The organism is Ralstonia sp. R-29, assembly GCF_049913345.1.
Classification (GTDB): domain Bacteria; phylum Pseudomonadota; class Gammaproteobacteria; order Burkholderiales; family Burkholderiaceae; genus Ralstonia.
Window position 1 is genome coordinate 2158432 of record NZ_CP184377.1, and the last position, 19445, is coordinate 2177876.

The 19445-nt window shown below is 63.9% G+C and carries 20 protein-coding genes; 7 read left to right on the forward strand and 13 right to left on the reverse strand.

Annotation, left to right across the window (positions count from 1 at the left end; translation table 11 throughout):
* Positions 1–4 precede the first annotated feature (4 nt).
* From ACN9M1_RS10100 to pncB, 4 genes are all read right to left on the reverse strand, one after another.
* Positions 5–1009, reverse strand: coding sequence for a 2-hydroxyacid dehydrogenase (locus ACN9M1_RS10100; RefSeq protein WP_426394034.1), 1005 nt, complete (start codon positions 1007–1009; stop codon positions 5–7).
* 17 nt (positions 1010–1026) lie between these two features.
* The gene (locus ACN9M1_RS10105; protein ID WP_426394035.1) at positions 1027–2436 is read right to left on the reverse strand and encodes a sodium:proton antiporter; all 1410 of its coding nucleotides are present in this window, start codon (positions 2434–2436) and stop codon (positions 1027–1029) included.
* Between the two features lie 153 nt (positions 2437–2589).
* The gene (locus ACN9M1_RS10110; protein ID WP_426394037.1) at positions 2590–3309 is read right to left on the reverse strand and encodes a LutC/YkgG family protein; all 720 of its coding nucleotides are present in this window, start codon (positions 3307–3309) and stop codon (positions 2590–2592) included.
* A gap of 104 nt (positions 3310–3413) precedes the next feature.
* The gene (gene pncB / locus ACN9M1_RS10115) at positions 3414–4583 is read right to left on the reverse strand and encodes a nicotinate phosphoribosyltransferase (RefSeq protein ID WP_426394038.1); all 1170 of its coding nucleotides are present in this window, start codon (positions 4581–4583) and stop codon (positions 3414–3416) included.
* 170 nt (positions 4584–4753) lie between these two features.
* On the opposite strand from pncB, the gene prfB reads away from it, so the two are divergent.
* From prfB to ACN9M1_RS10135, 4 genes are all read left to right on the forward strand, one after another.
* Positions 4754–5858, forward strand: a protein-coding gene (gene prfB / locus ACN9M1_RS10120; protein WP_102064856.1) for a peptide chain release factor 2 whose coding sequence is annotated in 2 segments (ribosomal slippage) — positions 4754–4834 and positions 4836–5858 — 1104 coding nt in all. Because the reading frame shifts where the segments join, the coding sequence is not laid out codon by codon here.
* 19 nt (positions 5859–5877) lie between these two features.
* Positions 5878–6618: an SDR family oxidoreductase gene (locus ACN9M1_RS10125; RefSeq protein ID WP_426394040.1), complete on the forward strand. Its 741-nt coding sequence runs from the start codon at positions 5878–5880 to the stop codon at positions 6616–6618.
* A gap of 35 nt (positions 6619–6653) precedes the next feature.
* On the forward strand, positions 6654–8186 hold the full coding sequence (gene lysS / locus ACN9M1_RS10130; RefSeq protein WP_426394041.1) for a lysine--tRNA ligase: 1533 nt from the start codon (positions 6654–6656) through the stop codon (positions 8184–8186).
* Between the two features lie 259 nt (positions 8187–8445).
* A complete protein-coding gene (locus ACN9M1_RS10135) occupies positions 8446–9195 on the forward strand; it encodes a glycine zipper 2TM domain-containing protein (protein WP_426394043.1) in 750 nt (249 codons plus the stop codon).
* A 79-nt stretch (positions 9196–9274) separates the two neighbouring features.
* On the opposite strand, the gene iscX is transcribed toward ACN9M1_RS10135, so the two are convergent.
* From iscX to iscR, 9 genes are all read right to left on the reverse strand, one after another.
* The gene (gene iscX, locus ACN9M1_RS10140; protein ID WP_021195398.1) at positions 9275–9469 is read right to left on the reverse strand and encodes a Fe-S cluster assembly protein IscX; all 195 of its coding nucleotides are present in this window, start codon (positions 9467–9469) and stop codon (positions 9275–9277) included.
* A 145-nt stretch (positions 9470–9614) separates the two neighbouring features.
* The gene (gene fdx, locus ACN9M1_RS10145; protein ID WP_426394045.1) at positions 9615–9953 is read right to left on the reverse strand and encodes an ISC system 2Fe-2S type ferredoxin; all 339 of its coding nucleotides are present in this window, start codon (positions 9951–9953) and stop codon (positions 9615–9617) included.
* Positions 9954–9996: 43 nt separating this feature from the next.
* Positions 9997–11862 (reverse strand): Fe-S protein assembly chaperone HscA, encoded by a 1866-nt coding sequence (gene hscA, locus ACN9M1_RS10150; protein ID WP_426394047.1) that lies wholly within the window; start codon positions 11860–11862, stop codon positions 9997–9999.
* A 74-nt stretch (positions 11863–11936) separates the two neighbouring features.
* Positions 11937–12464 carry a Fe-S protein assembly co-chaperone HscB gene (gene hscB, locus ACN9M1_RS10155; protein ID WP_426394049.1) on the reverse strand — a complete coding sequence of 176 codons (528 nt, stop codon included), beginning with the start codon at positions 12462–12464 and terminating at the stop codon, positions 11937–11939.
* Between the two features lie 61 nt (positions 12465–12525).
* The gene (locus tag ACN9M1_RS10160) at positions 12526–12726 is read right to left on the reverse strand and encodes a DUF3565 domain-containing protein (RefSeq protein WP_426394051.1); all 201 of its coding nucleotides are present in this window, start codon (positions 12724–12726) and stop codon (positions 12526–12528) included.
* A gap of 10 nt (positions 12727–12736) precedes the next feature.
* Positions 12737–13057: an iron-sulfur cluster assembly protein IscA gene (iscA, locus tag ACN9M1_RS10165; RefSeq protein WP_021195403.1), complete on the reverse strand. Its 321-nt coding sequence runs from the start codon at positions 13055–13057 to the stop codon at positions 12737–12739.
* A 25-nt stretch (positions 13058–13082) separates the two neighbouring features.
* The gene (gene iscU / locus ACN9M1_RS10170) at positions 13083–13487 is read right to left on the reverse strand and encodes a Fe-S cluster assembly scaffold IscU (protein WP_426394054.1); all 405 of its coding nucleotides are present in this window, start codon (positions 13485–13487) and stop codon (positions 13083–13085) included.
* Positions 13488–13548: 61 nt separating this feature from the next.
* Positions 13549–14766: an IscS subfamily cysteine desulfurase gene (locus ACN9M1_RS10175; RefSeq protein WP_426394056.1), complete on the reverse strand. Its 1218-nt coding sequence runs from the start codon at positions 14764–14766 to the stop codon at positions 13549–13551.
* 85 nt (positions 14767–14851) lie between these two features.
* On the reverse strand, positions 14852–15436 hold the full coding sequence (iscR, locus tag ACN9M1_RS10180) for a Fe-S cluster assembly transcriptional regulator IscR (RefSeq protein WP_426394057.1): 585 nt from the start codon (positions 15434–15436) through the stop codon (positions 14852–14854).
* Between the two features lie 424 nt (positions 15437–15860).
* Between iscR and ACN9M1_RS10185 the strand changes: the two genes are divergently transcribed.
* The 3 genes from ACN9M1_RS10185 to ACN9M1_RS10195 are packed head-to-tail and all read left to right on the forward strand — an operon-like array spanning position 15861 to position 19443.
* Positions 15861–16820 (forward strand): sugar ABC transporter substrate-binding protein, encoded by a 960-nt coding sequence (locus ACN9M1_RS10185; protein ID WP_426394059.1) that lies wholly within the window; start codon positions 15861–15863, stop codon positions 16818–16820.
* 30 nt (positions 16821–16850) lie between these two features.
* Complete coding sequence (locus tag ACN9M1_RS10190; RefSeq protein ID WP_426394061.1) at positions 16851–18449, forward strand: sugar ABC transporter ATP-binding protein; 1599 nt, start codon at positions 16851–16853, stop codon at positions 18447–18449.
* Positions 18439–19443 carry an ABC transporter permease gene (locus tag ACN9M1_RS10195; RefSeq protein ID WP_426394063.1) on the forward strand — a complete coding sequence of 335 codons (1005 nt, stop codon included), beginning with the start codon at positions 18439–18441 and terminating at the stop codon, positions 19441–19443. Before ACN9M1_RS10190 ends, ACN9M1_RS10195 begins: the two co-directional genes overlap by 11 nt.
* The last annotated feature ends 2 nt before the right edge of the window (positions 19444–19445 follow it).

Sequence of the window (19445 nt, forward strand, 5' to 3'; positions counted from 1 at the left end):
TCGATCAGGAAGAGGCGCGCTGGACCGCCAGCACGTCCGGGTTCAACAAGTTGGGCGGCTGCCCTGCATGCGGGCCAAAACCCAGCGCGGCAATCAGGTTGTCGGCCGCCAGGTTCGCCATGCCCAGGCGTGTGCCGTGCGTGGCACTGGCGATATGCGGCGTGAGCGCAACGTGTTCTGCCTCCAGCAACGCCGGATGCACGTTCGGCTCGCCCTCGTACACGTCCAGCCCAGCCGCAAAGATGCGCTTGTTCGCCAGTGCCTGCGCCAGCGCCGCATCATCGACGATGCCGCCGCGCGCCAAGTTGACCAGCGTGGCCGTCGGCTTCATCTGCGCCAACTCTGCCGTGCCAATGGCGTGATGGCTCTCCTTGGAATACGGCAGCACCAGCACGAGGTGGTCGGCCTGCTTCAGGAGTTCCTCTTTGCTGACATACGTGGCACGGGTGTCCTGCTCGATCTCGGGTGCGAGGCGGCTGCGGTTGTGATAGATCACCCGCATCGAAAAGCCGCTCGCACGCCGCGCCAACGCCTGGCCGATACGGCCCATGCCGAGGATGCCCAGCGTGCTGCCGAACACCTCGGCGCCGAGGAAGGCGTCGTACGTCCACCGCTGCCACTGCCCTGCGCGCAACCAGCGTTCGGATTCCGACACGCGGCGCGCGGCGGCCATCAGCAAGGCCCAACCAAAGTCTGCGGTGGTCTCGGTCAGGATGTCCGGCGTGTTGGTGGCCAGGATGCCCGCGCGCGTCATCGCCGGCAGGTCCAGGTTGTTGTAGCCGACCGCCATGTTCGCAACCGCACGCAGCGTGGGCACACGGGCGATCAACTCGGCGTTGATCGTGTCGGCAGCGTTGGCAAGCAGGCCCACGCGGCCTTGCAAGCGCTCGGCCAATGCCTCGGGCGGATAGACGACATCCGCCTGGTTGTCGATCACATCGAAGGATTCACGCAGGCGCTCCAGCACTTCCGGGAACATCGCGCGGGTGACAAGGATTCCGGGTTTCATACGTTCAACACGTCCGGTTAGCGGAAGAACACGAAAGTCATCAAAACAAAGATCGGCACGAGAATCCCCACCGACCACAGCATGTAGCCGAAGAAACTCGGCATCTGCAAGCCACGGCTTTCCGCAATGGCTTTGACCATCAGGTTGGGCGCGTTGCCGATGTACGTATTGGCGCCCATGAACACAGCCGCGGCCGAGATGGCGGCCAGCGTGGCGGCACCCTCGCTCATCAGCATTTGGGCGTCACCGCCGGCAGTGTTGAAGAACACGAGATACGTCGGCGCGTTGTCGAGGAACGACGACAGCAGGCCCGTCGCCCAGAAGTACATGGCGTTGTTGGGCTGGCCGGTGCCGTCGTTCACCAGATGCACGATCGCGGCAAACGGGCCGTCCACCCCCGCCTTGAGCATGGCAATCACAGGGCCGATGGTGATGAAGATGCCCGCGAACAGCTTGCCCACTTCCAGGATGGGCTCCCAGTTGAACTCGTTGCCCGAGCGCGCGCTACCGGGCGTGAGCCACAACGACAACAGCGCGATGAGGACCAGACCGACATCACGCACCACGTTCTGCAGCAGCACTTCCGTGCCCATCACGTGGAAGACGATGCCCGGCTTCCACAACCCGCTCATCAGCACGAGGCCCAGGATGCCGCCCAGCAGCACAAAGTTGATGTTGCCCTCGAAGCGCAGCGGGCCCGCGTCGTCGGGCGTGGCGTCGGTGATGTTGGGCAACTCTTCCTTACCCGTGTGGTAGTAGTAGCTATCGACGACGAAAAAGACGGCCAGCAGCAACACCCACATCGTCAGCGTCTGGCGCCAGAGGAATTTCGCGGTCCAGAAGAAATCGACGCCTTGCAGGAAACCAAGGAACAGCGGTGGATCGCCCAGAGGCGTAAGCGCCCCACCCGCGTTGGCCACCAGAAAGATAAAGAACACGACGACGTGCGCACGATGCCGGCGCGCCTCGTTGGCGCGCAGCAGCGGACGGATCAGCAACATGGCGGCACCGGTCGTACCCATGATGCTGGCGAGGCCCGTGCCGAGTGCAATCAAACCCGTGTTGAGCTTGGGTGTACCGTGGATGTTGCCGCGAATGCAGATGCCGCCTGCCACCACGTACAACGCGGCAATCAGAGCGATGAAAGGAATGTATTCGGCAAGCGCCGCGTGAACGACGGAAGCGATCGCCGCCTCGCCGCCAAAGCCGATGCCGAACGGCACCAGAAACGCCAGCGCCCACGCGGCCGCAATCTTGCCGTAGTGGTCGTGCCACAGCTTGGGCGCCACCAGCGGCGCAATCGCAATCGACAGCAGAATCCCCGCGAACGGCACGCCCCACCACAGCGGCAACTCGGCGCCATTCACATCAGCGGCGCGCGCGAAACCACAGACAAACAGGAAGACAAGGGGCCAGAGGCGTTTCACGTGGGCGTTCTCCTTAGCAGCGGCGCGCAGCCAAGCCAGGCGCGCCTCACGGGCAAAGACGCCAGTGTAAACGCCTAGGTCGCGTTGCTCGGAAAACGTCCACACATGTTTGACAGCGCAACGGGGCGAATTGGCCCAATACACCTGATGGCCTCAGGCCTCCGTCACAACGATCACGTGAACGCGGTACGGGCCGTGGGCGCCCAGTACGATGGTCTGCTCGATATCGCCCGTACGCGACGGCCCGCTGATGACGTTGGTGGCGCGCGGCAATTCTCCGCGCTCCGTACGGACCAGCGCGTAGGCATCTTCCAGGTTGGCGACGATGCGCGAACGCGGCACCACGGCGATATGCGTCTCCGGCAACAGCGCCGTGGACGCGACATTCTCCGGCCCGGACAACAGCATCAGCGAACCCGTCTCCGCAATCGCGCAGAAACAGCCCGTAATGCCGACGAGATCGCCGTGGTCGTGGTCCGCTTGGGGTTCGCACACCGGGGGGCGGAATTCGACGGTGATGCCGGCTGCCGCCCAATCGAGGGATTGCAGCGTGGTCCACGCCACAGCGGTTGACTTCAGGTCCAGGCCGGCCAGATAGCGCGCCACGGCAGCCGGAACATCGGCCAGCATGGCGACCGACTCCAGTGTCGACGCCATCTTCAGCGCCTGCTCGGCAAAGTGAGCGGCGACATCTTCCGGGATGGGTGGACGCGGGCCTGCCGGATGACGCGCCAGGTAGTCCGCCACGGCATCGCGTTCGCCCTGGGTCGGCTGCGCGGGACGATGCTGCGCGTTGCGGATGCGCGCGAAGATGGCGTCGCGGGCGCGGGTCGTGTCGAGCGGGTCGACGGGGGTATCCGGTCGTGATTCCATGGCGGCTCCGAAAGATCGGTCGATTATACGAGCCGCGTTCAGCTCGGTCCGCCAACGCCGGTGAAACTTATTCGGCGTCGGCGTGAGCCCGATTGCACGCAAAACTACTGCACGCCAAAGACTTGCTTCAGATACGTCAGGTAGGCCGGGTCGTCGCACATGGTCTTTTCGGGTGCGTCCGACAACTTGGCGACCGGCTGCCCGTTACAGCGAACCATCTTGATGACGATCTGCAGCGGCGTGTAGCCGAGATCATTGGTGAGGTTTGTCCCCACGCCAAAGGCCAGCTTGCAGCGATCGTGGAAGCGTTCGTACAAGCCGATCACCTTGGGCATATCCAGGCTATCGGAGAAGATCAGCGCCTTGGATTTTGGCTCGACGCGCATCTCTTCGTAGTGCTTGAGCATGCGTTCGCCCCACTCGAACGGGTCGCCGGAATCATGCCGCACGCCGTCGAAGAGCTTGCAGAAGAACATGTCGAAATCGCGCAGGAAGGCGTCGAAACCGTAGGTGTCCGACAGCGCGATGCCGAGATCGCCCCGGTATTCCTTGGCCCAGGTCTCCAGCGCGAAGGTTTGCGAATCGCGCAGGCGCGGGCCCAGCGCCTGGCAGGCCTGCAGGTATTCGTGCGCCATGGTGCCCAGCGGCGTCATGTTGTGCTTCATAGCGAAGTAGACGTTGCTGGTGCCGGCGTACTGGGCGCCGAGTTGCGTGCGGGTCTCCATCAGCACGTGCTCATGCCACGTGTGCGAAAAGCGGCGGCGCGTGCCGTAATCGGCGATGCGGCATGCCTCCAGACCCGGGCGCATCAGCGAGCCCAGCTTCTCGGTCAAGCGGCGCTTGCCCTCCTCCCACTGCGGGTGGCTTTGCGTACGGCTAAAGAAGACCTCGTTGACGATGGCCAGCACCGGCACTTCAAACATGATCGTGTGCAGCCACGGCCCGGCGATGACGATCTCGATCTGCCCGTCATTGCTCGGCGCCGGACGCACCTCGATGTACTTCTCGTTGAGGTGGAAGAGGCCGAGAAAATCGACGAAATCGCTCTTGATGAAGCGGAAACCGCGCAGGTAATCGAGCTCGGCCTCGGTAAAGCGCAAGGTGCAGAGCTGGCGGATTTCCGCGCGGATCTCTTCGATGAACGGCACGAGATCAACGCCGGCGTTGCGACACTTGAAGCGGTATTCAACGTGCGCACCGGGAAAGTGATGCAGCACCACCTGCATCATCGTGAATTTGTACAGATCGGTATCGAGCAGCGAGCGGATGATCATCTGGGCAACGCCAAAAACCACGGGAAGTGGGCGTCATGCTAACCGAACCCCAGCCGGGCGCCAGATGGGGCGTACAAATCTCTTCCAAAACACGGCTTTTACCGGCCCGCGCAGACGGGGAACCCCTTGATTCCGCTATAATTTCTGGTTTCCGACCGGATTTTTGCACCATGGAAGCAGAACGCCTCAACGCCATCCAGAACACGTTGGCCGACCTGAAGTCGCGTGCCGACGACCTTCGGAGGTATCTTTGACTACGACGTCAAATCTGAACGTCTAGTTGAAGTCGACAAGGAACTCGAAAACCCCGAGGTCTGGAACGACCCCAAACGCGCCCAGGAGCTGGGCCGCGAAAAAAAATCGCTGGAAACCGTCGTGCTGGCGCTGACCAAGCTCGACGAAGACCTGACGGGCGGCGCCGAGCTGTTCGAGCTGGCCCGCGAAGAAGGCGACGACGACACCATCGAAGCCATCGAAGCCGACACGGCCGGCATGCGCGCCATTGTCGAAGACATGGAATTCCGCCGCATGTTCTCCGGCCCGATGGACGCCGCCAACTGCTTTATCGACATCCAGGCCGGCGCCGGCGGCACCGAGGCGTGCGACTGGGCGTCGATGCTGCTGCGCCAGTACCTGAAGTACTGCGAGCGCAAGGGTTTCAAGACCGAAGTACTGGAAGAGTCCGAAGGCGACGTGGCCGGTATCAAGAGCGCTTCGATCAAGGTCGAGGGCGAATACGCGTTCGGCTTCCTGCGCACCGAAACCGGCGTGCACCGTCTGGTGCGTAAGTCGCCGTTTGACTCGGCGGGTGGTCGTCACACGTCGTTCTCGTCGATCTTCGTGTATCCGGAAGTGGATGACTCGATCGAAATCGAGGTCAACCCGGCGGACCTGCGCGTCGATACGTACCGCGCGTCCGGCGCGGGCGGTCAGCACATCAACAAGACCGATTCGGCCGTGCGGATTACGCACATCCCGACCGGCATCGTCGTGCAGTGTCAGAACGACCGCTCGCAGCACCGCAACCGCGCCGAGGCGATGACGATGCTGAAATCGCGTCTGTATGAGCACGAGCTGCGCAAGCGCCAGGCCGCTGCCGACGCGCAGGAAGCCGCCAAGACCGACGTTGGCTGGGGCCACCAGATCCGCTCGTACGTGCTGGACCAGAGCCGCATCAAGGATCTGCGCACGAACGTAGAAATCTCCAACACGCAGAAGGTGCTGGACGGCGATTTGGACCCCTTCATTCAGGCCAGCCTGAAGCAAGGCGTCTAACCGAGCCCGAGCGACCGCCATGTCTGACACGTCTTTGTTCATCCTGACCGGCACCTCGCGCGGCCTGGGCGCCGCGCTGGCCCAGGCGCTGATGCAGCCGGGCAATCGTCTGATCTGCGTGGCGCGCGGCGACAACGCCGAGTTGCGCGCGCAGGCGGCTGCCGCTGGCGTTGCACTCGACTGGCATCAGGTCGACCTGTCCGACGCGCACGCCGCCGAGGCCTGGATGACCAAGACGCTGGCCGCCCTGCCCGCTTTTGCCAACGTGACGCTGGTACTCAACGCCGGCGCGGTTGAGCCGATCGGCACCATCGACACGCTGCGCGCCGATACCCTGCTGCCGCACCTGCAACTGAACCTGGCTGGCCCAATGGCGCTGACGGCTGCCCTGCTACGCGGCACCGCTGCCTGGAATGCGCAGCGCCGCGTGCTGGCGATCTCGTCGGGCGCTGCGCGCCGACCGATCGCCGGCTGGGCTGCGTATTGCACGGGCAAGGCCGGGCTCGACATGTTCGTGCGCGCGCTCAACGCCGATGGCGACGCCAGCGTGCGCGCCGTAGCGCTGGCCCCGGGCGTGATCGACACCGACATGCAACGCACCATCCGTGGCGCCGAATTTGCCGGCGTGCAGCGCTTCCGCGATCTGCACGCGCACGGCGAGCTGGTCTCGCCGCAAGACGCCGCCGCGCGCATCGCCGCCTACCTCGTCCGCCCCGACTTTGGCGCGACCGAGATCGACGACCTGCGCAACTACGCCTAACCAGCGCCTGACAAGACTCTCCTCTCATCACCATCATGACCGAACAGAACAACCCGGCCACAGCACCAGTCGCGGCGCAGGATGACAACAAGATCATTGCCGAGCGCCGCGAGAAGCTGGCCGAGATTCGCCAGCACGGCGTCGCCTTCCCCAACGATTTCCGCCCGACGCATCACGCTGGCGATCTGCAAGCCAAGTACCGTGAGTTCGAGCAGACCGCGCTGGAAGCCGAGCCGGTGCAGGTGGCCATCGCCGGCCGCATGATGCTCAAGCGCGTGATGGGCAAGGCCAGCTTTGCCACCGTGCAGGACAGCACCGACCGCATCCAGTTCTACATCAGCCGCGACGCGGTGGGCGAAGACGTCTACGCCAGCTTCAAGAAGTGGGACCTGGGTGACATCGTGGCTGCCCGCGGCACGCTGATGAAGACCAAGACCGGCGAACTGTCGGTGGCCGTGACGGAACTGCGCCTGCTCTCCAAGAGCCTGCGCCCGCTGCCGGGCGACTTCTATGGTCTGGCCGATCAAGAAGTGAAATACCGCCAGCGCTACGTCGACCTGATCGTCTCGAAAGAAACGCGCGACACCTTCCGCGCCCGCACCAAGGCCATGGCCTCGCTGCGCAATTTCATGGCTGGCAACGGCTTCATGGAAGTGGAAACGCCGATGCTGCACCCGATTCCGGGCGGCGCGGCGGCCAAGCCGTTCATCACGCACCACAACGCGCTGGACATGCAGATGTTCCTGCGCATCGCGCCGGAGCTGTACCTCAAGCGCCTGATCGTCGGCGGCTTTGATCGCGTGTTCGAAATCAACCGCAACTTCCGTAACGAGGGCGTGTCGCCGCGACACAACCCCGAGTTCACGATGATGGAGTTCTACGCGGCCTACACGGACTACCGCTGGTTGATGGACTTCACCGAGCAGCTGATTCGCCAAGCCGCGATCGACGCCTCTGGCACCGCCACGTTGACGTATCAAGGCCGCGAGCTGGATCTGTCCAAGCCGTTCCATCGCCTGACGATCTGCCAGGCCATCCAGAAGTACGCGCCGCAGTACACCGACGCACAACTGGCCGACGTCGACTTCCTGCGCGCCGAACTGAAGAAATTCAAGATCGACACCAACGCGCCGCAGTTCTTGAACGCCGGCGTGGGCACGCTGCAACTGGTGCTGTTTGAAGAGACGGCCGAGTCGCAGTTGTGGGAACCGACATTCATCATCGACTACCCGGTCGAAGTCTCGCCGCTGGCGCGCGCCTCCGATACGCAGCCAGGCATCACCGAGCGCTTCGAACTGTTCATTACCGGCCGCGAAATCGCCAATGGTTTCTCGGAGCTGAATGACGCGGAAGACCAAGCCGAGCGCTTCCGCAAGCAAGTCGAGCAGAAGGACGCCGGTGACGAAGAAGCCATGTTCTACGACGCCGACTACATCCGCGCGCTGGAATACGGCATGCCCCCGACGGGCGGCTGCGGCATCGGCATCGACCGCTTGGTGATGCTGCTGACCGACAGCCCGAACATCCGCGACGTAATCCTCTTCCCGCACCTGCGCCGCGAAGATTGATTGGCCGGAAAGCCTGTCTCAGAGAACGCCCCTTCGGGGGCGTTTTTGTTGGGCGCGCAGCCGCGCAATCGACACGTCTACCCTGCTATTTGTAACATCCCCACGATGCCACAACATGTATCAAAACCCGGCAACCCATTGATTTTTAATAGAAAAATAGGACTACAGATGCTTACAAATTAAAACGGCATCCGTTTGGGCGATGCACCACACTGTGATCATCAAAACGCCGAACCGATCACGGCGCAGGAGAGCGAAGATGAACAACAACGTCCAATCGAACCAAGGTCAACAATATGCCGCCCCGTCGCCGGGCCAAGTGCCGCCGTCGTCGCGCCGCATGCATCCGCTGATGACGACGGCCGCTGTGGCCGTGATCATCGCCAGCCTGACGGCGGTGGCCGCCATCACCGGCGTCCTGCCGACGTCGAAGGCCACGCAAGGCGGCACCGATCCGAACGTGGCAGCCCAGTCTGCAGCAGCGATGCCGGGGGCCTCCGCTCCCATGGCGTTGGCCGCTCCGGGCCAAACGACGCAGCCGAATCAGGCCGCGCCGTATCCGGCGCAAAACGTGGCACCCGCTCCCGCCCCGGCACGTGCGCGTGAGCCCTCGTATGCCGAACGCGCCCCGTCGACCAGTCCGCACTACGCACAAACGCAGCCGCGCCAATCGGCCAGCCCGTATGCCGGCCGCGTGACGTCGATCACCCCAATCACCACGCAAGCCAAGGAAACCGGTCTCGGCATGATCGGCGGTGCAGTGGTGGGTGGCCTGCTGGGTAACCAGGTCGGCCGCGGCAATGGCCGCACCCTCGCGACGGTGGGCGGTGCGCTGGCGGGCGGTTACGGCGGTCACGTGGCGGAGAACTACTACCACCGCGACACCGAATACCGTGTGAACGTGCGCATGGACAACGGCACCAACCGCAGCTTCACCTACAAGGCTGCCCCGGGCTTCCAGCCGGGTGATCGCGTACACATCGAAGACGGCTCGCTGGTGGCCGGCTGATCCGGCATCCGCTTCGCACCCAAAGAAAAACCGGCCTTCGGGCCGGTTTTTTCATGCGCGAGCGCTTGAGGCTGTGCGCTTATTCTGCCTCGTCGATCCAGGCTTGCTGGATCGCCTCGAGAAACTTCTCGCCGCCGCGCTTATGGTCGTCGTCAAAGCCATCGAGGCTGACGACCTTGTTGTGCAGGTCGACGAAATTCAGGCGCGTCGGATCAACGTCGGGGTACTTGTCGTACAGCGCTTCGGCAATCTGCTGGATGTCGTTCCATTTCATGATGGGGCTCTCTCTCACCGTTTGGAACCTGTTCACAATCCGTAGCGAGCGGTCCGAGGTTGGTCCGAGAAGCGCAGCCGTACATGAGTACGGCGAGCATCGCAGGGCCAAGATCGGGCCGCGCAGTAGGATCGTGAGCAGGTTCTCAGTGGTTTTCCTTGGCGTGGTTAATCGTGTACTTCGGGATCTCGACCGTCAGGTCCGTATCCGCCACCTTGGCTTGGCACGACAGACGCGAGTTCGGCTCCAGGCCCCAGGCCTTGTCGAGCAGATCTTCTTCCTTCTCCGAAGCCTCATCCAGCGAGTTGAAGCCCTCGCGCACGATCACGTGGCAGGTCGTGCAGGCGCACGATTTTTCGCAGGCGTGCTCAATCTCGATGTCGGCGCCCAGCAGCGCATCGCAGATGGTCGTGCCGGTCTTGGCTTCGATCACGGCCCCTTCCGGGCAGTATTCGACGTGAGGAAGGACAACGATTTGAGGCATGAAAAACTCGTTCGATAAGGGTGTTTGGGGACGCGATCGGCAATCAGCCGAGCTCCTCGATGCGTTTGCCGGCGAGCGCCTTGCGGATGCCGCGGTCCATGCGGCGCGCGGCGAATTCGTCGGTGCCGTGCGACAGCGCATCCACGGCGTCCTTGATGGCGCGGTGGTCTTCACTCTGCATCGTGGTGCGCAGCGCGGCGATTTCGGTGTCGATGGCGGCGCGCTCTTCGGGCGACAGCAGGTCGCCATCGGCGGCCAGCGCCTGTGACAACGCTTCAAGCAGGCGCTCTGCTTCCACACGCTCTTCCGCCAGCGCGCGGCGGCGCATGTCGTCTTCAGCCGATTGGAAGCCTTCCTGCAGCATGCGCGCGATGTCGTCATCGGCCAGGCCGTACGACGGCTTCACGGTAATCGACGCTTCCACACCCGACACCGTTTCGCGTGCAGCCACCGACAGCAGGCCATCGGCATCCACTTGATACGTCACGCGGATACGTGCGGCACCGGCCATCATCGGCGGAATGCCGCGCAGCTCGAAGCGCGCCAGCGAGCGGCAGTCGCTCGCCAGTTCGCGCTCGCCCTGCAGCACGTGGATCGCCATGGCGGTCTGGCCATCCTTGAAGGTGGTGAATTCCTGCGCGCGTGCCACGGGAATCGTGCTGTTGCGCGGGATGATCTTTTCGACCAGGCCGCCCATCGTCTCCACGCCCAGCGACAGCGGGATCACGTCGAGCAGCAGCCAGTCTTCGCCCGGTGCACGGTTGCCGGCCAGCAGGTTGGCCTGCATGGCGGCGCCGATGGCGACCACCTGATCCGGGTCCAGATTCGTCAGCGGCGTGCGGCCAAACAGCTGACCCACGGCTCGGCGGATGATCGGCATGCGCGTCGCGCCGCCGACCAGCACCACGCCCTTCACCTCTTCAACCGTCACACCGGCATCGCGCAGTGCACGACGCACCGGCGACAGCGTTTTCTGGACGAGGTTGGCAGTCAGCTCGGCGAAGGTCTCGGCGCTCAGTACCAGGTGCACGGTCTCGCCGGTGGAGAGCATCGCGTCAATCTCGGTGCTGTCGGCGGTGGAAAGCCATTCCTTGGCGGCGCGCGCCTTGTTCAGCAGCAGGCGGGTGTCTTCGGCAGACAGCGGTTGCAGACCGGCTTGCTCGACGATCCAGCACACGATGCGCTGGTCGAAGTCATCACCGCCGAGCGCTGAATCGCCACCCGTCGACATCACCTCGAACACGCCCTTGGTGAGCTTGAGCACGGAGATATCGAACGTGCCGCCACCCAGGTCGTAGACCGCGTAGACGCCCTCGGCCGCGTTGTCGAGGCCATAGGCGATGGCCGCTGCAGTCGGCTCGTTCAGCAGGCGCAGCACGTTCAGGCCGGCCAGCTTGGCGGCGTCCTTCGTGGCTTGGCGTTGCGCATCATCAAAATACGCCGGCACCGTGATGACCGCGCCGACGAGTTCATCGCCGAGCGTGTCTTCCGCGCGCTGGCGCAGCGTGGCGAGAATCTCCGCCGACACTTCCACCGGGCTCTTCACGCCGGCGACGGTCTTGAGCTGCACCATACCGGGCGCGTCGACAAAGTCGTACGGCGTGTTCTCAATGTGGGCGACATCCTTCAGGCCACGGCCCATGAAGCGCTTGACCGAGATGATGGTGTTCTTCGCGTCGCGCACGGCTTCGGCCTGGGCCTTGTAGCCGATATGCGCGCCGCCTGTGGGCAGATAGCGCACCACGGAAGGCAGCAGCGGCCGACCCTGATCGTCAGGCAGCACTTCCGGCACGCTGCTGCGCACAGCAGCCACCAGCGAGTTGGTCGTGCCCAGGTCGATACCTACCGCCAGACGGCGCTGGTGCGGTGCGGGGGATTCGCCGGGTTCGGAAATCTGCAGTAAAGCCATGGGGATGTCTCGATTGCGCGGAATACGCAGGATGCCGGCCTCGGCAAACCCGCCATTGTCGCAAATTCTGGGTTCTAGTCTTCCAGCCGGTCGATGGCCTCGGCGGTGTCGCGTTCGATCTTTTCGATGAACATCAACTGGCGCACGGCATCCGCCGCAGCCGCGTTGTTGCCATCGCCATTGAGCAAGCCGGACAGCGCCTGATAGCGCGCGCGCTTTTCCTTGCGCAGCATGCCGAGCAGATCGTCCAGCGCATCCACGTTGCGCTCGGCCTTGGCATCGCCCAGTGCTTCGCGCCACTCCATCTGCTGCATCAGGAACGCCGGTGGCATGGCCGTGTTGTTCTCAGCCTGCACGTCGATCCCGCGCAGGTGCAGCAGATACGTCGCCCGCTTGAGCGGGTCACGCAGCGTCTGATACGCCTCGTTGGCGCGCGTGGCCCATTGCATGGCGACACGGCGCTCAGCGTCACCTGCATGCGCGTAGCGGTCCGGGTGCGCCTGCGATTGCACGGTGCGGTACGCAGCGTTCAATGCGTCGTCGTCGACCTCGAAGTGCTCGGGCAGGCCGAAGAGGGAGAAATGCGTACTCGCAGGATTCATGAATAAAAAAAGCGGCCGCGCCGCCTTGGTGTTGCTGACTTGATCGGCTCAACTGCGCGGCTCAACCTCGCGGTTCACCCCGATCGCACTTCAGGCATTCCACCACCACGCCGATCTTGCTGGCGCGCCCCGCTTCGGTTTCAGTCCAGGGCCGCTGTTGCCAGGGCGGATCGTGGCGCATGTGCTGCCCATGTCCGCAGGCGAGACGGGCGACCCAGTGGCCTTCCTCGTCCCGCTCGAAACCGACAATCGCTTGCTTCAAGCTGGCCCGCTCAAACGCGGAACGACTCGCCGCAGCCGCACTCGTCCTTCACGTTCGGGTTGTTGAACTTGAAGCCTTCGTTCAACCCTTCGCGTGCAAAGTCCAACTCGGTACCGTCGATGTACGGCAGGCTCTTCGGATCGACGATCACCTTGACGCCATTGGATTCGAACACCTGGTCTTCGGCGGCAATCTCATCCGCATATTCGAGCTTGTAAGCCAGGCCCGAGCAACCGGTGGTCTTCACGCCCACGCGCAGGCCCACGCCCTTGCCACGGCGGGTCAGGTAGCGGGTAACGTGCTGCGCGGCCTTATCGGTCAGGGTGATCATGCTGCATCCTTTCTATCGGTCTGGCTCAAGCAACCTTCTGCTCGGCAGCGGCGCCGTGCTTGTCCTTGTAGTCGGCCACGGCCGCCTTGATGGCATCTTCCGCCAGGATCGAGCAGTGGATCTTCACCGGCGGCAGCGCCAGTTCTTCGGCGATCTGCGTGTTGCGGATCTCCAGCGCTTGGTCCAGCGTCTTGCCCTTCACCCACTCCGTCACCAGCGACGACGAAGCGATGGCCGAGCCGCAGCCGTAGGTCTTGAACTTCGCGTCTTCGATCACGCCCTGCTCGTTCACCTTGATCTGCAGCTTCATCACGTCGCCGCAAGCCGGCGCGCCGACCATGCCGGTACCGACCGTGTCGTCGCCCTTTTCGAAGGAGCCGACGTTACGGGGGTTTTCGTAGTGATCCAGAACTTGGTTGCTGTAAGACATTTCACACCTCTTTCAATCGTTGGCTGGCGCGGGGGCGCCCATTGTTCGTCAAACGCCGCGCTTAGTGCGCCGCCCATTGAATGCTGCTGATATCCACGCCGTCCTTGTACATCTCCCACAGCGGAGACAGGTCGCGCAGCTTGCCGATCTTGCTCTTGAGCAGTTCGACCACGTAGTCGACTTCCTCTTCCGTGGTGAAGCGACCCACCGTGAAGCGGATCGAGCTGTGCGCCAGTTCGTCGTTGCGGCCCAGGGCGCGCAGCACATACGACGGCTCCAGCGAGGCCGACGTGCAAGCCGAGCCCGACGACACGGCGACATCCTTGATCGCCATGATCAGCGACTCGCCTTCCACAAAGTTGAAGCTGATATTCAGGTTGTGCGGCACACGGGCTTCCATGTCGCCGTTCACGTACACCTCTTCCATCGTGTTCAGGCCGCGATACAGGCGATCACGCAGCATACGGATGCGCTCGTTCTCAGTCGCCATCTCTTCCTTGGCGATGCGGAAGGCTTCACCCATGCCGACGATCTGGTGCGTGGCCAGCGTGCCCGAACGCATGCCGCGCTCGTGGCCACCGCCGTGCATCTGCGCTTCGATGCGGATACGCGGCTTGCGACGCACGTACAGTGCGCCGATGCCCTTCGGGCCATACGTCTTGTGCGCCGAGAACGACATCAGGTCGACCTTCAGCTTCTGCAGGTCAATCTCAACCTTGCCCGTCGCCTGCGCAGCATCCACATGGAAGATCACGCCCTTCTCGCGGCAGATCTCGCCGAGCTGTTCGATGTCCTGAATCACGCCGATCTCGTTGTTGACCATCATCACCGAGGCGAGGATGGTGTCCGGGCGGATGGCTTGCTTGAAGACTTCGATATCGATCAGGCCGTTGTCCTTCACGTCCAGATACGTCACTTCGAAGCCCTGGCGCTCCAACTCACGCGTCGTGTCCAGCACAGCCTTGTGCTCGGTCTTAACGGTGATGATGTGCTTGCCCTTGCTGCTGTAGAAGTTGGCGGCACCCTTGATCGCCAGGTTGTCGGACTCGGTGGCGCCCGACGTCCACACGATTTCGCGCGGGTCAGCGTTCACCAGCGCAGCGACTTGTTCGCGTGCGGTCTCAACAGCTTTTTCAGCTTCCCAGCCAAACGGATGGCTGCGCGATGCTGGGTTGCCGAAGCTCTCGCGCAGGTACGGAATCATCTTGTCGACCACGCGCGGATCCACCGGCGTCGTCGCGGAATAGTCCATGTAGATGGGAAGATGCAGGGTGCTCATTGTCTTGTCTGCCTTGTGTGGGGGGCGATGTTCTATATGTGGGATCGGCGTCTTGGCCGGACCTCACGCTGGGGCAATCATGCGATCACGACTGCGCCAGACTGAAAACGGAATTGACTAGCGGCGCGCGCTTGACCGGCTCTGCCGGCACTGCGGTGGCAGGCGCATCCGCACCGCGGGCACGGGCCGGTGTGCGCTCACGACGTGCCGGACGGGCTTCACGCATGTCCTGAATCACATCGGGCTGGCGCTCACGTTGCTGATCGACCAGGTTCTGCAGCGACACCGAATCGAGGTACTCGACCATCTTCTGGTTGAGCGTGGCCCACAGGTCGTGCGTCATGCAGCGGCCGGCCTGGCCGTTGTGTTCTTCGCCGCAATTGCCCTTGCCACCGCACTGGGTGGCGTCCAGCGGTTCGTCCACGGCGATGATGATATCGGCCACCGTGACGTCATCCGCACGGCGCGCCAGGCTGTAGCCGCCGCCCGGGCCGCGCACGCTTTCCACGATTTCGTGGCGGCGCAGCTTGCCGAACAGCTGCTCAAGATACGACAGCGAAATCTTCTGGCGCTGGCTGATGCCGGCCAGCGTGACCGGACCCTGCTCTTGGCGCAGCGCCAAGTCAATCATGGCGGTGACCGCGAAGCGGCCTTTGGTGGTCAATCTCATGGGCGTCGGGGAAATACCTGATCGTTTTGCTCAAGTATAAAGGAACCCGACAAAATCGGTCAACTAAGGTGTCGGGGGATTCCGCGTCGCAGCAAGGGGATTTGCTGGTCCCGCTCAGTTGGGAAACTGCGACGGGCAGCGCGCGGCAGGCCGTATTGTGGACTAAAACAATCAACCACGTCGGATAGGGCTATCACGCCGCATCTTGCAGCGCAGCTTGCGAATGTCGTGCGCCAGCGCAGCACATGCGGGTTTCCACTTATGCTGCGGCCAACTTAAATCCATTGACTTTTGTTACGCGGCAACCGAGACTACTGGATACGCAAACGTTTGCGAACACTGTGGCGCGATTGCCCTTTTGAATGGCTTAGGACAGCGACGCCCGCAATCCCTCTTAGACCGGCCTCTTCCTGGAGGAGACACCATGGATATCCGCCGTCGCCGCGCGCTGCAACTTGGCGCGGGCTCTGCCGTCGCCCTTGCCCTGCCCCTGCCGTTTTCCCTGGCGCACGCCGCCAACCAGCCGCCCAAGGTGGCGCTGGTGATGAAGTCGCTCGCCAACGAGTTCTTCCTGACGATGGAGAACGGTGCGCGCAAGCACCAGAAGGAACATGCGTCGGACTACACATTGCTGGCCAATGGCATTCGTGATGAAACCGACACCAGCGGCCAGATCCGCCTGGTCGAGCAGATGATCGTGTCGAAGGTGGATGCGCTAGTGCTGGCACCGGCCGATTCGAAGGCGCTGGTGCCGGTGGTCAAGAAGGCCGTGGACGCGGGCATCCTCGTCATCAACATCGACAACCGGCTTGACCCGGCGGCGCTCAAGGAGAAGGGACTGAACGTGCCCTTCGTCGGCCCGGACAATCGCAAGGGCGCACGGCTCGTCGGTGACTTCGTCGCCAAATCGCTCAAGCCGGGCGATGCGGTTGGCATTATTGAAGGCATCCCGACGACGACGAATGCACAGCAGCGCACCGCCGGCTTCAAGGATGCCGCTGAAGCCGCCAAGCTGAAGATCGTCGGCGTGCAATCGGGCGAGTGGGAAATCGACAAGGGCAACAAGGTGGCGGCCGCCATGCTGCGCGCCCAGCCCGAGCTCAAGGCCCTGCTGTGCGGCAACGACAACATGGCGATCGGCGCAGTGTCTGCGGTGCGCGCAGCCGGCAAGATCGGCAAGGTGCTGATTGGCGGGTACGACAACATCGACGCCATCAAGGCCATGCTCGCCGATGGGCGCGTGGTGGCCACGGCAGACCAGCACGCCGATCAGCAAGCCGTCTTCGGCATCGAGACCGCCCTGAAGGCGCTGGCCAGCAAAACACCGCAGGCGAAGCTGTCGGGTGTCGTCGAGACACCCGTCAACCTCGTGACGCGCTCGTAACGCGCCCCGACAGGCCAGCCGCCGCCAGCCATGTCCACCAGCCAAGAACCGCGCACGCCGCTGCTGCGCGTCTCCGCCGTCAGCAAGCACTACGCCGCGCCGGTGCTACGCGAGATCGATCTCGACGTACACGCCGGCGAGGTGCTTGCCCTCACGGGCGAGAACGGCGCAGGCAAGAGCACGCTCTCCAAGATCCTCTGCGGGTTGGAGACGGCGACGTCCGGCTCGATGTCGCTGGCCGGCGCGCCGTATGCCCCCGCTTCGCGCAACGCGGCGGAGGCCCTGGGCGTACGCATGGTGCTGCAGGAACTCAGCATGGTGCCCACGCTCACGGTGGCGGAAAACCTGTTCCTGGGCGAACTGCCGCGCAAGCTGGGCTTCGTGGATCGGCCGACGCTGCAGCGCCAGTCAGAGCAGGCCCTGGCGCGTGTCGGGCTCGACCTCGATCCATGGACGCCCGTGCATACGCTGGGCATCGGCCACCGGCAGATGATCGAGATTGCGCGCGCGCTGGCCAGCGCCTGTCGCGTGCTGATCCTGGATGAGCCGACCGCCATGCTGAGCGCGCACGAAAGCGCGACGCTCTTCGCGCGCATCGACGCGCTGCGCCGCGAAGGCGTGGCGATCGTCTACATCTCTCACCGGTTGGATGAACTGGCGCGCATTGCCGACCGCATTGTCGTGCTGCGTGACGGCAAGCTCATCACCGACGCACCAGCCGCGACGGTCACGCAAGATGCGCTGATCCAGGCGATGGTCGGGCGCGCGGTGCCAGCTGAGGGCGGTGCTTCGGATACCGAGCGCACCGCACGCGAACCCCTGCCCGGCGACGGTACGCCCGCATTGCGCGTGACCGGCCTCACACGTGCGCCAGCCGTGCGCGACGTGAGCTTTGAGGTCGCGCCAGGCGAGATCTTCGGCATCGCCGGCCTGGTGGGCGCGGGGCGCACGGAGCTGCTGCGGCTGATCTTCGGCGCGGACCGCGCGGACGCCGGCACCATCGAAGTGGGCTCGCCGCTCAAACCCGTGCGCATCCACTCGCCCGGCGACGCGGTGCGCCACGGCATCAGCCTGCTCACCGAAGACCGCAAGGACGAAGGCCTGATGCTGAGCCTGCCCATCGCCACCAACATCGCGCTGGGCAACATGGCCACGGTGACGAACCACGGCTGGCTGCAACCCGCGCGCGAACGTGCGCTGGCGCAGCGGCACATCGGCGCGCTGCGCATCCGTTGCGGCGGGCCAGAGCAGCCCGTGGGCGAACTCTCGGGCGGCAACCAGCAGAAGGTGGCGATTGCCCGCTGGCTGGAACGTGACACGCCAGTGCTGCTGTTCGACGAACCCACACGCGGCGTAGACGTGGGCGCCAAGTTCGACATCTATGCGTTGCTCGATGCGCTGGCCGCGCGCGGCAAGGCGCTCGTCGTGGTGTCCAGCGACCTGCGCGAGCTGATGCAGCTGTGCGATCGCATCGGCGTGATGCGCGGCGGACGGCTCACCCACATTTTCCAACGCGGTAGCTGGAGCCAGGACGCCCTGCTCGCCGCCGCTTTCGGTGAGTCGGCCGAATTGGACCAGCGCGACTCGCCGGCTTCCCCATCGTCTTCGGAGACCGCAGATGCGCTCTGACTCCACCCTGCCACCCTCGCCTGCCACCCAGCAGGGCACGCGGGCCCTGCTGGGTATCTCGCTCGGCGCCATCGGCGGGCTGCTTGCGGCGCTCGTTGCCATGCTGGTGCTGTTCAGCACGCTGTCGCCGACGTTCTTCTCGGTGCCCACCTTCACGACCATCGCCAACGAGATCCCCGATCTGCTGGTGATGGCCGTGGGCATGACGTTCATTTTGATGATCGGCGGGATCGATCTTTCGGTGGGGTCAGTGCTGGCGTTGGCCGCGTCGGTGTTGTCGATTGCCATGACAAAGTTCGGCTGGGGGCTGCTGCCGGCCGCGCTCGCCGGCGTGCTGCTTGCCACGGCAGCCGGTGCGCTCACTGGCGCAGTGACGGTGCACTGGGGCATTCCGTCGTTCATCGTGTCGCTCGGGGTGCTGGAAATGGCGCGCGGTCTCGCCTACAGCCTCACGGATTCGCGTACCGTATATATCGGCAGCGCGGTCGATTGGCTGGCCAACCCGATCGCGTTGGGCATTGCGCCGTCGTTCCTGATCGCGATTGCCATCACGGTCATCGGGCAGATCGTGCTGGTGCGCACGGTGTTCGGACGCTACCTCGTCGCCATCGGCACCAACGAAGAAGCCGTGCGGTTGGCCGGCGTGAACCCGCGCCCGTACAAGATTGCGGTGTTCGCGCTGATGGGATTGCTGTCCGGCCTGGCGGCGATGTTCCAGGTGTCGCGCCTGGAGGCCGCAGACCCGAACGCCGGCGTCGGCATGGAATTGCAAGTGATCGCGGCCGTGGTCATCGGTGGCACCAGTTTGATGGGCGGGCGCGGGTCGGTGGTGCGCACGCTGTTTGGCGTGCTGATCATCTCGGTGCTCGAATCGGGCCTCGCACAGATCGGCGCTTCCGAGCCCACCAAACGGATCATCACGGGCGCGGTCATCGTTGCGGCCGTGGTCATGGATACCTATCGAACCCGGCGCAACCGGGTCACCACACATTAGAA

What these genes read in the sequence shown, in the direction of transcription:
- ACN9M1_RS10100 (WP_426394034.1), bottom strand. Translation starts at nt 1,009, where the DNA reads ATGAAACCCGGAATCCTTGTCACCCGCGCGATGTTCCCGGAAGTGCTG.
- ACN9M1_RS10110 (WP_426394037.1), bottom strand. Translation starts at nt 3,309, where the DNA reads ATGGAATCACGACCGGATACCCCCGTCGACCCGCTCGACACGACCCGC.
- pncB (WP_426394038.1), bottom strand. Translation starts at nt 4,583, where the DNA reads ATGATCATCCGCTCGCTGCTCGATACCGATCTGTACAAATTCACGATG.
- ACN9M1_RS10125 (WP_426394040.1), top strand. Translation starts at nt 5,878, where the DNA reads ATGTCTGACACGTCTTTGTTCATCCTGACCGGCACCTCGCGCGGCCTG.
- lysS (WP_426394041.1), top strand. Translation starts at nt 6,654, where the DNA reads ATGACCGAACAGAACAACCCGGCCACAGCACCAGTCGCGGCGCAGGAT.
- ACN9M1_RS10135 (WP_426394043.1), top strand. Translation starts at nt 8,446, where the DNA reads ATGAACAACAACGTCCAATCGAACCAAGGTCAACAATATGCCGCCCCG.
- iscX (WP_021195398.1), bottom strand. Translation starts at nt 9,469, where the DNA reads ATGAAATGGAACGACATCCAGCAGATTGCCGAAGCGCTGTACGACAAG.
- fdx (WP_426394045.1), bottom strand. Translation starts at nt 9,953, where the DNA reads ATGCCTCAAATCGTTGTCCTTCCTCACGTCGAATACTGCCCGGAAGGG.
- hscA (WP_426394047.1), bottom strand. Translation starts at nt 11,862, where the DNA reads ATGGCTTTACTGCAGATTTCCGAACCCGGCGAATCCCCCGCACCGCAC.
- hscB (WP_426394049.1), bottom strand. Translation starts at nt 12,464, where the DNA reads ATGAATCCTGCGAGTACGCATTTCTCCCTCTTCGGCCTGCCCGAGCAC.
- iscA (WP_021195403.1), bottom strand. Translation starts at nt 13,057, where the DNA reads ATGATCACCCTGACCGATAAGGCCGCGCAGCACGTTACCCGCTACCTG.
- iscU (WP_426394054.1), bottom strand. Translation starts at nt 13,487, where the DNA reads ATGTCTTACAGCAACCAAGTTCTGGATCACTACGAAAACCCCCGTAAC.
- ACN9M1_RS10175 (WP_426394056.1), bottom strand. Translation starts at nt 14,766, where the DNA reads ATGAGCACCCTGCATCTTCCCATCTACATGGACTATTCCGCGACGACG.
- iscR (WP_426394057.1), bottom strand. Translation starts at nt 15,436, where the DNA reads ATGAGATTGACCACCAAAGGCCGCTTCGCGGTCACCGCCATGATTGAC.
- ACN9M1_RS10185 (WP_426394059.1), top strand. Translation starts at nt 15,861, where the DNA reads ATGGATATCCGCCGTCGCCGCGCGCTGCAACTTGGCGCGGGCTCTGCC.
- ACN9M1_RS10190 (WP_426394061.1), top strand. Translation starts at nt 16,851, where the DNA reads ATGTCCACCAGCCAAGAACCGCGCACGCCGCTGCTGCGCGTCTCCGCC.
- ACN9M1_RS10195 (WP_426394063.1), top strand. Translation starts at nt 18,439, where the DNA reads ATGCGCTCTGACTCCACCCTGCCACCCTCGCCTGCCACCCAGCAGGGC.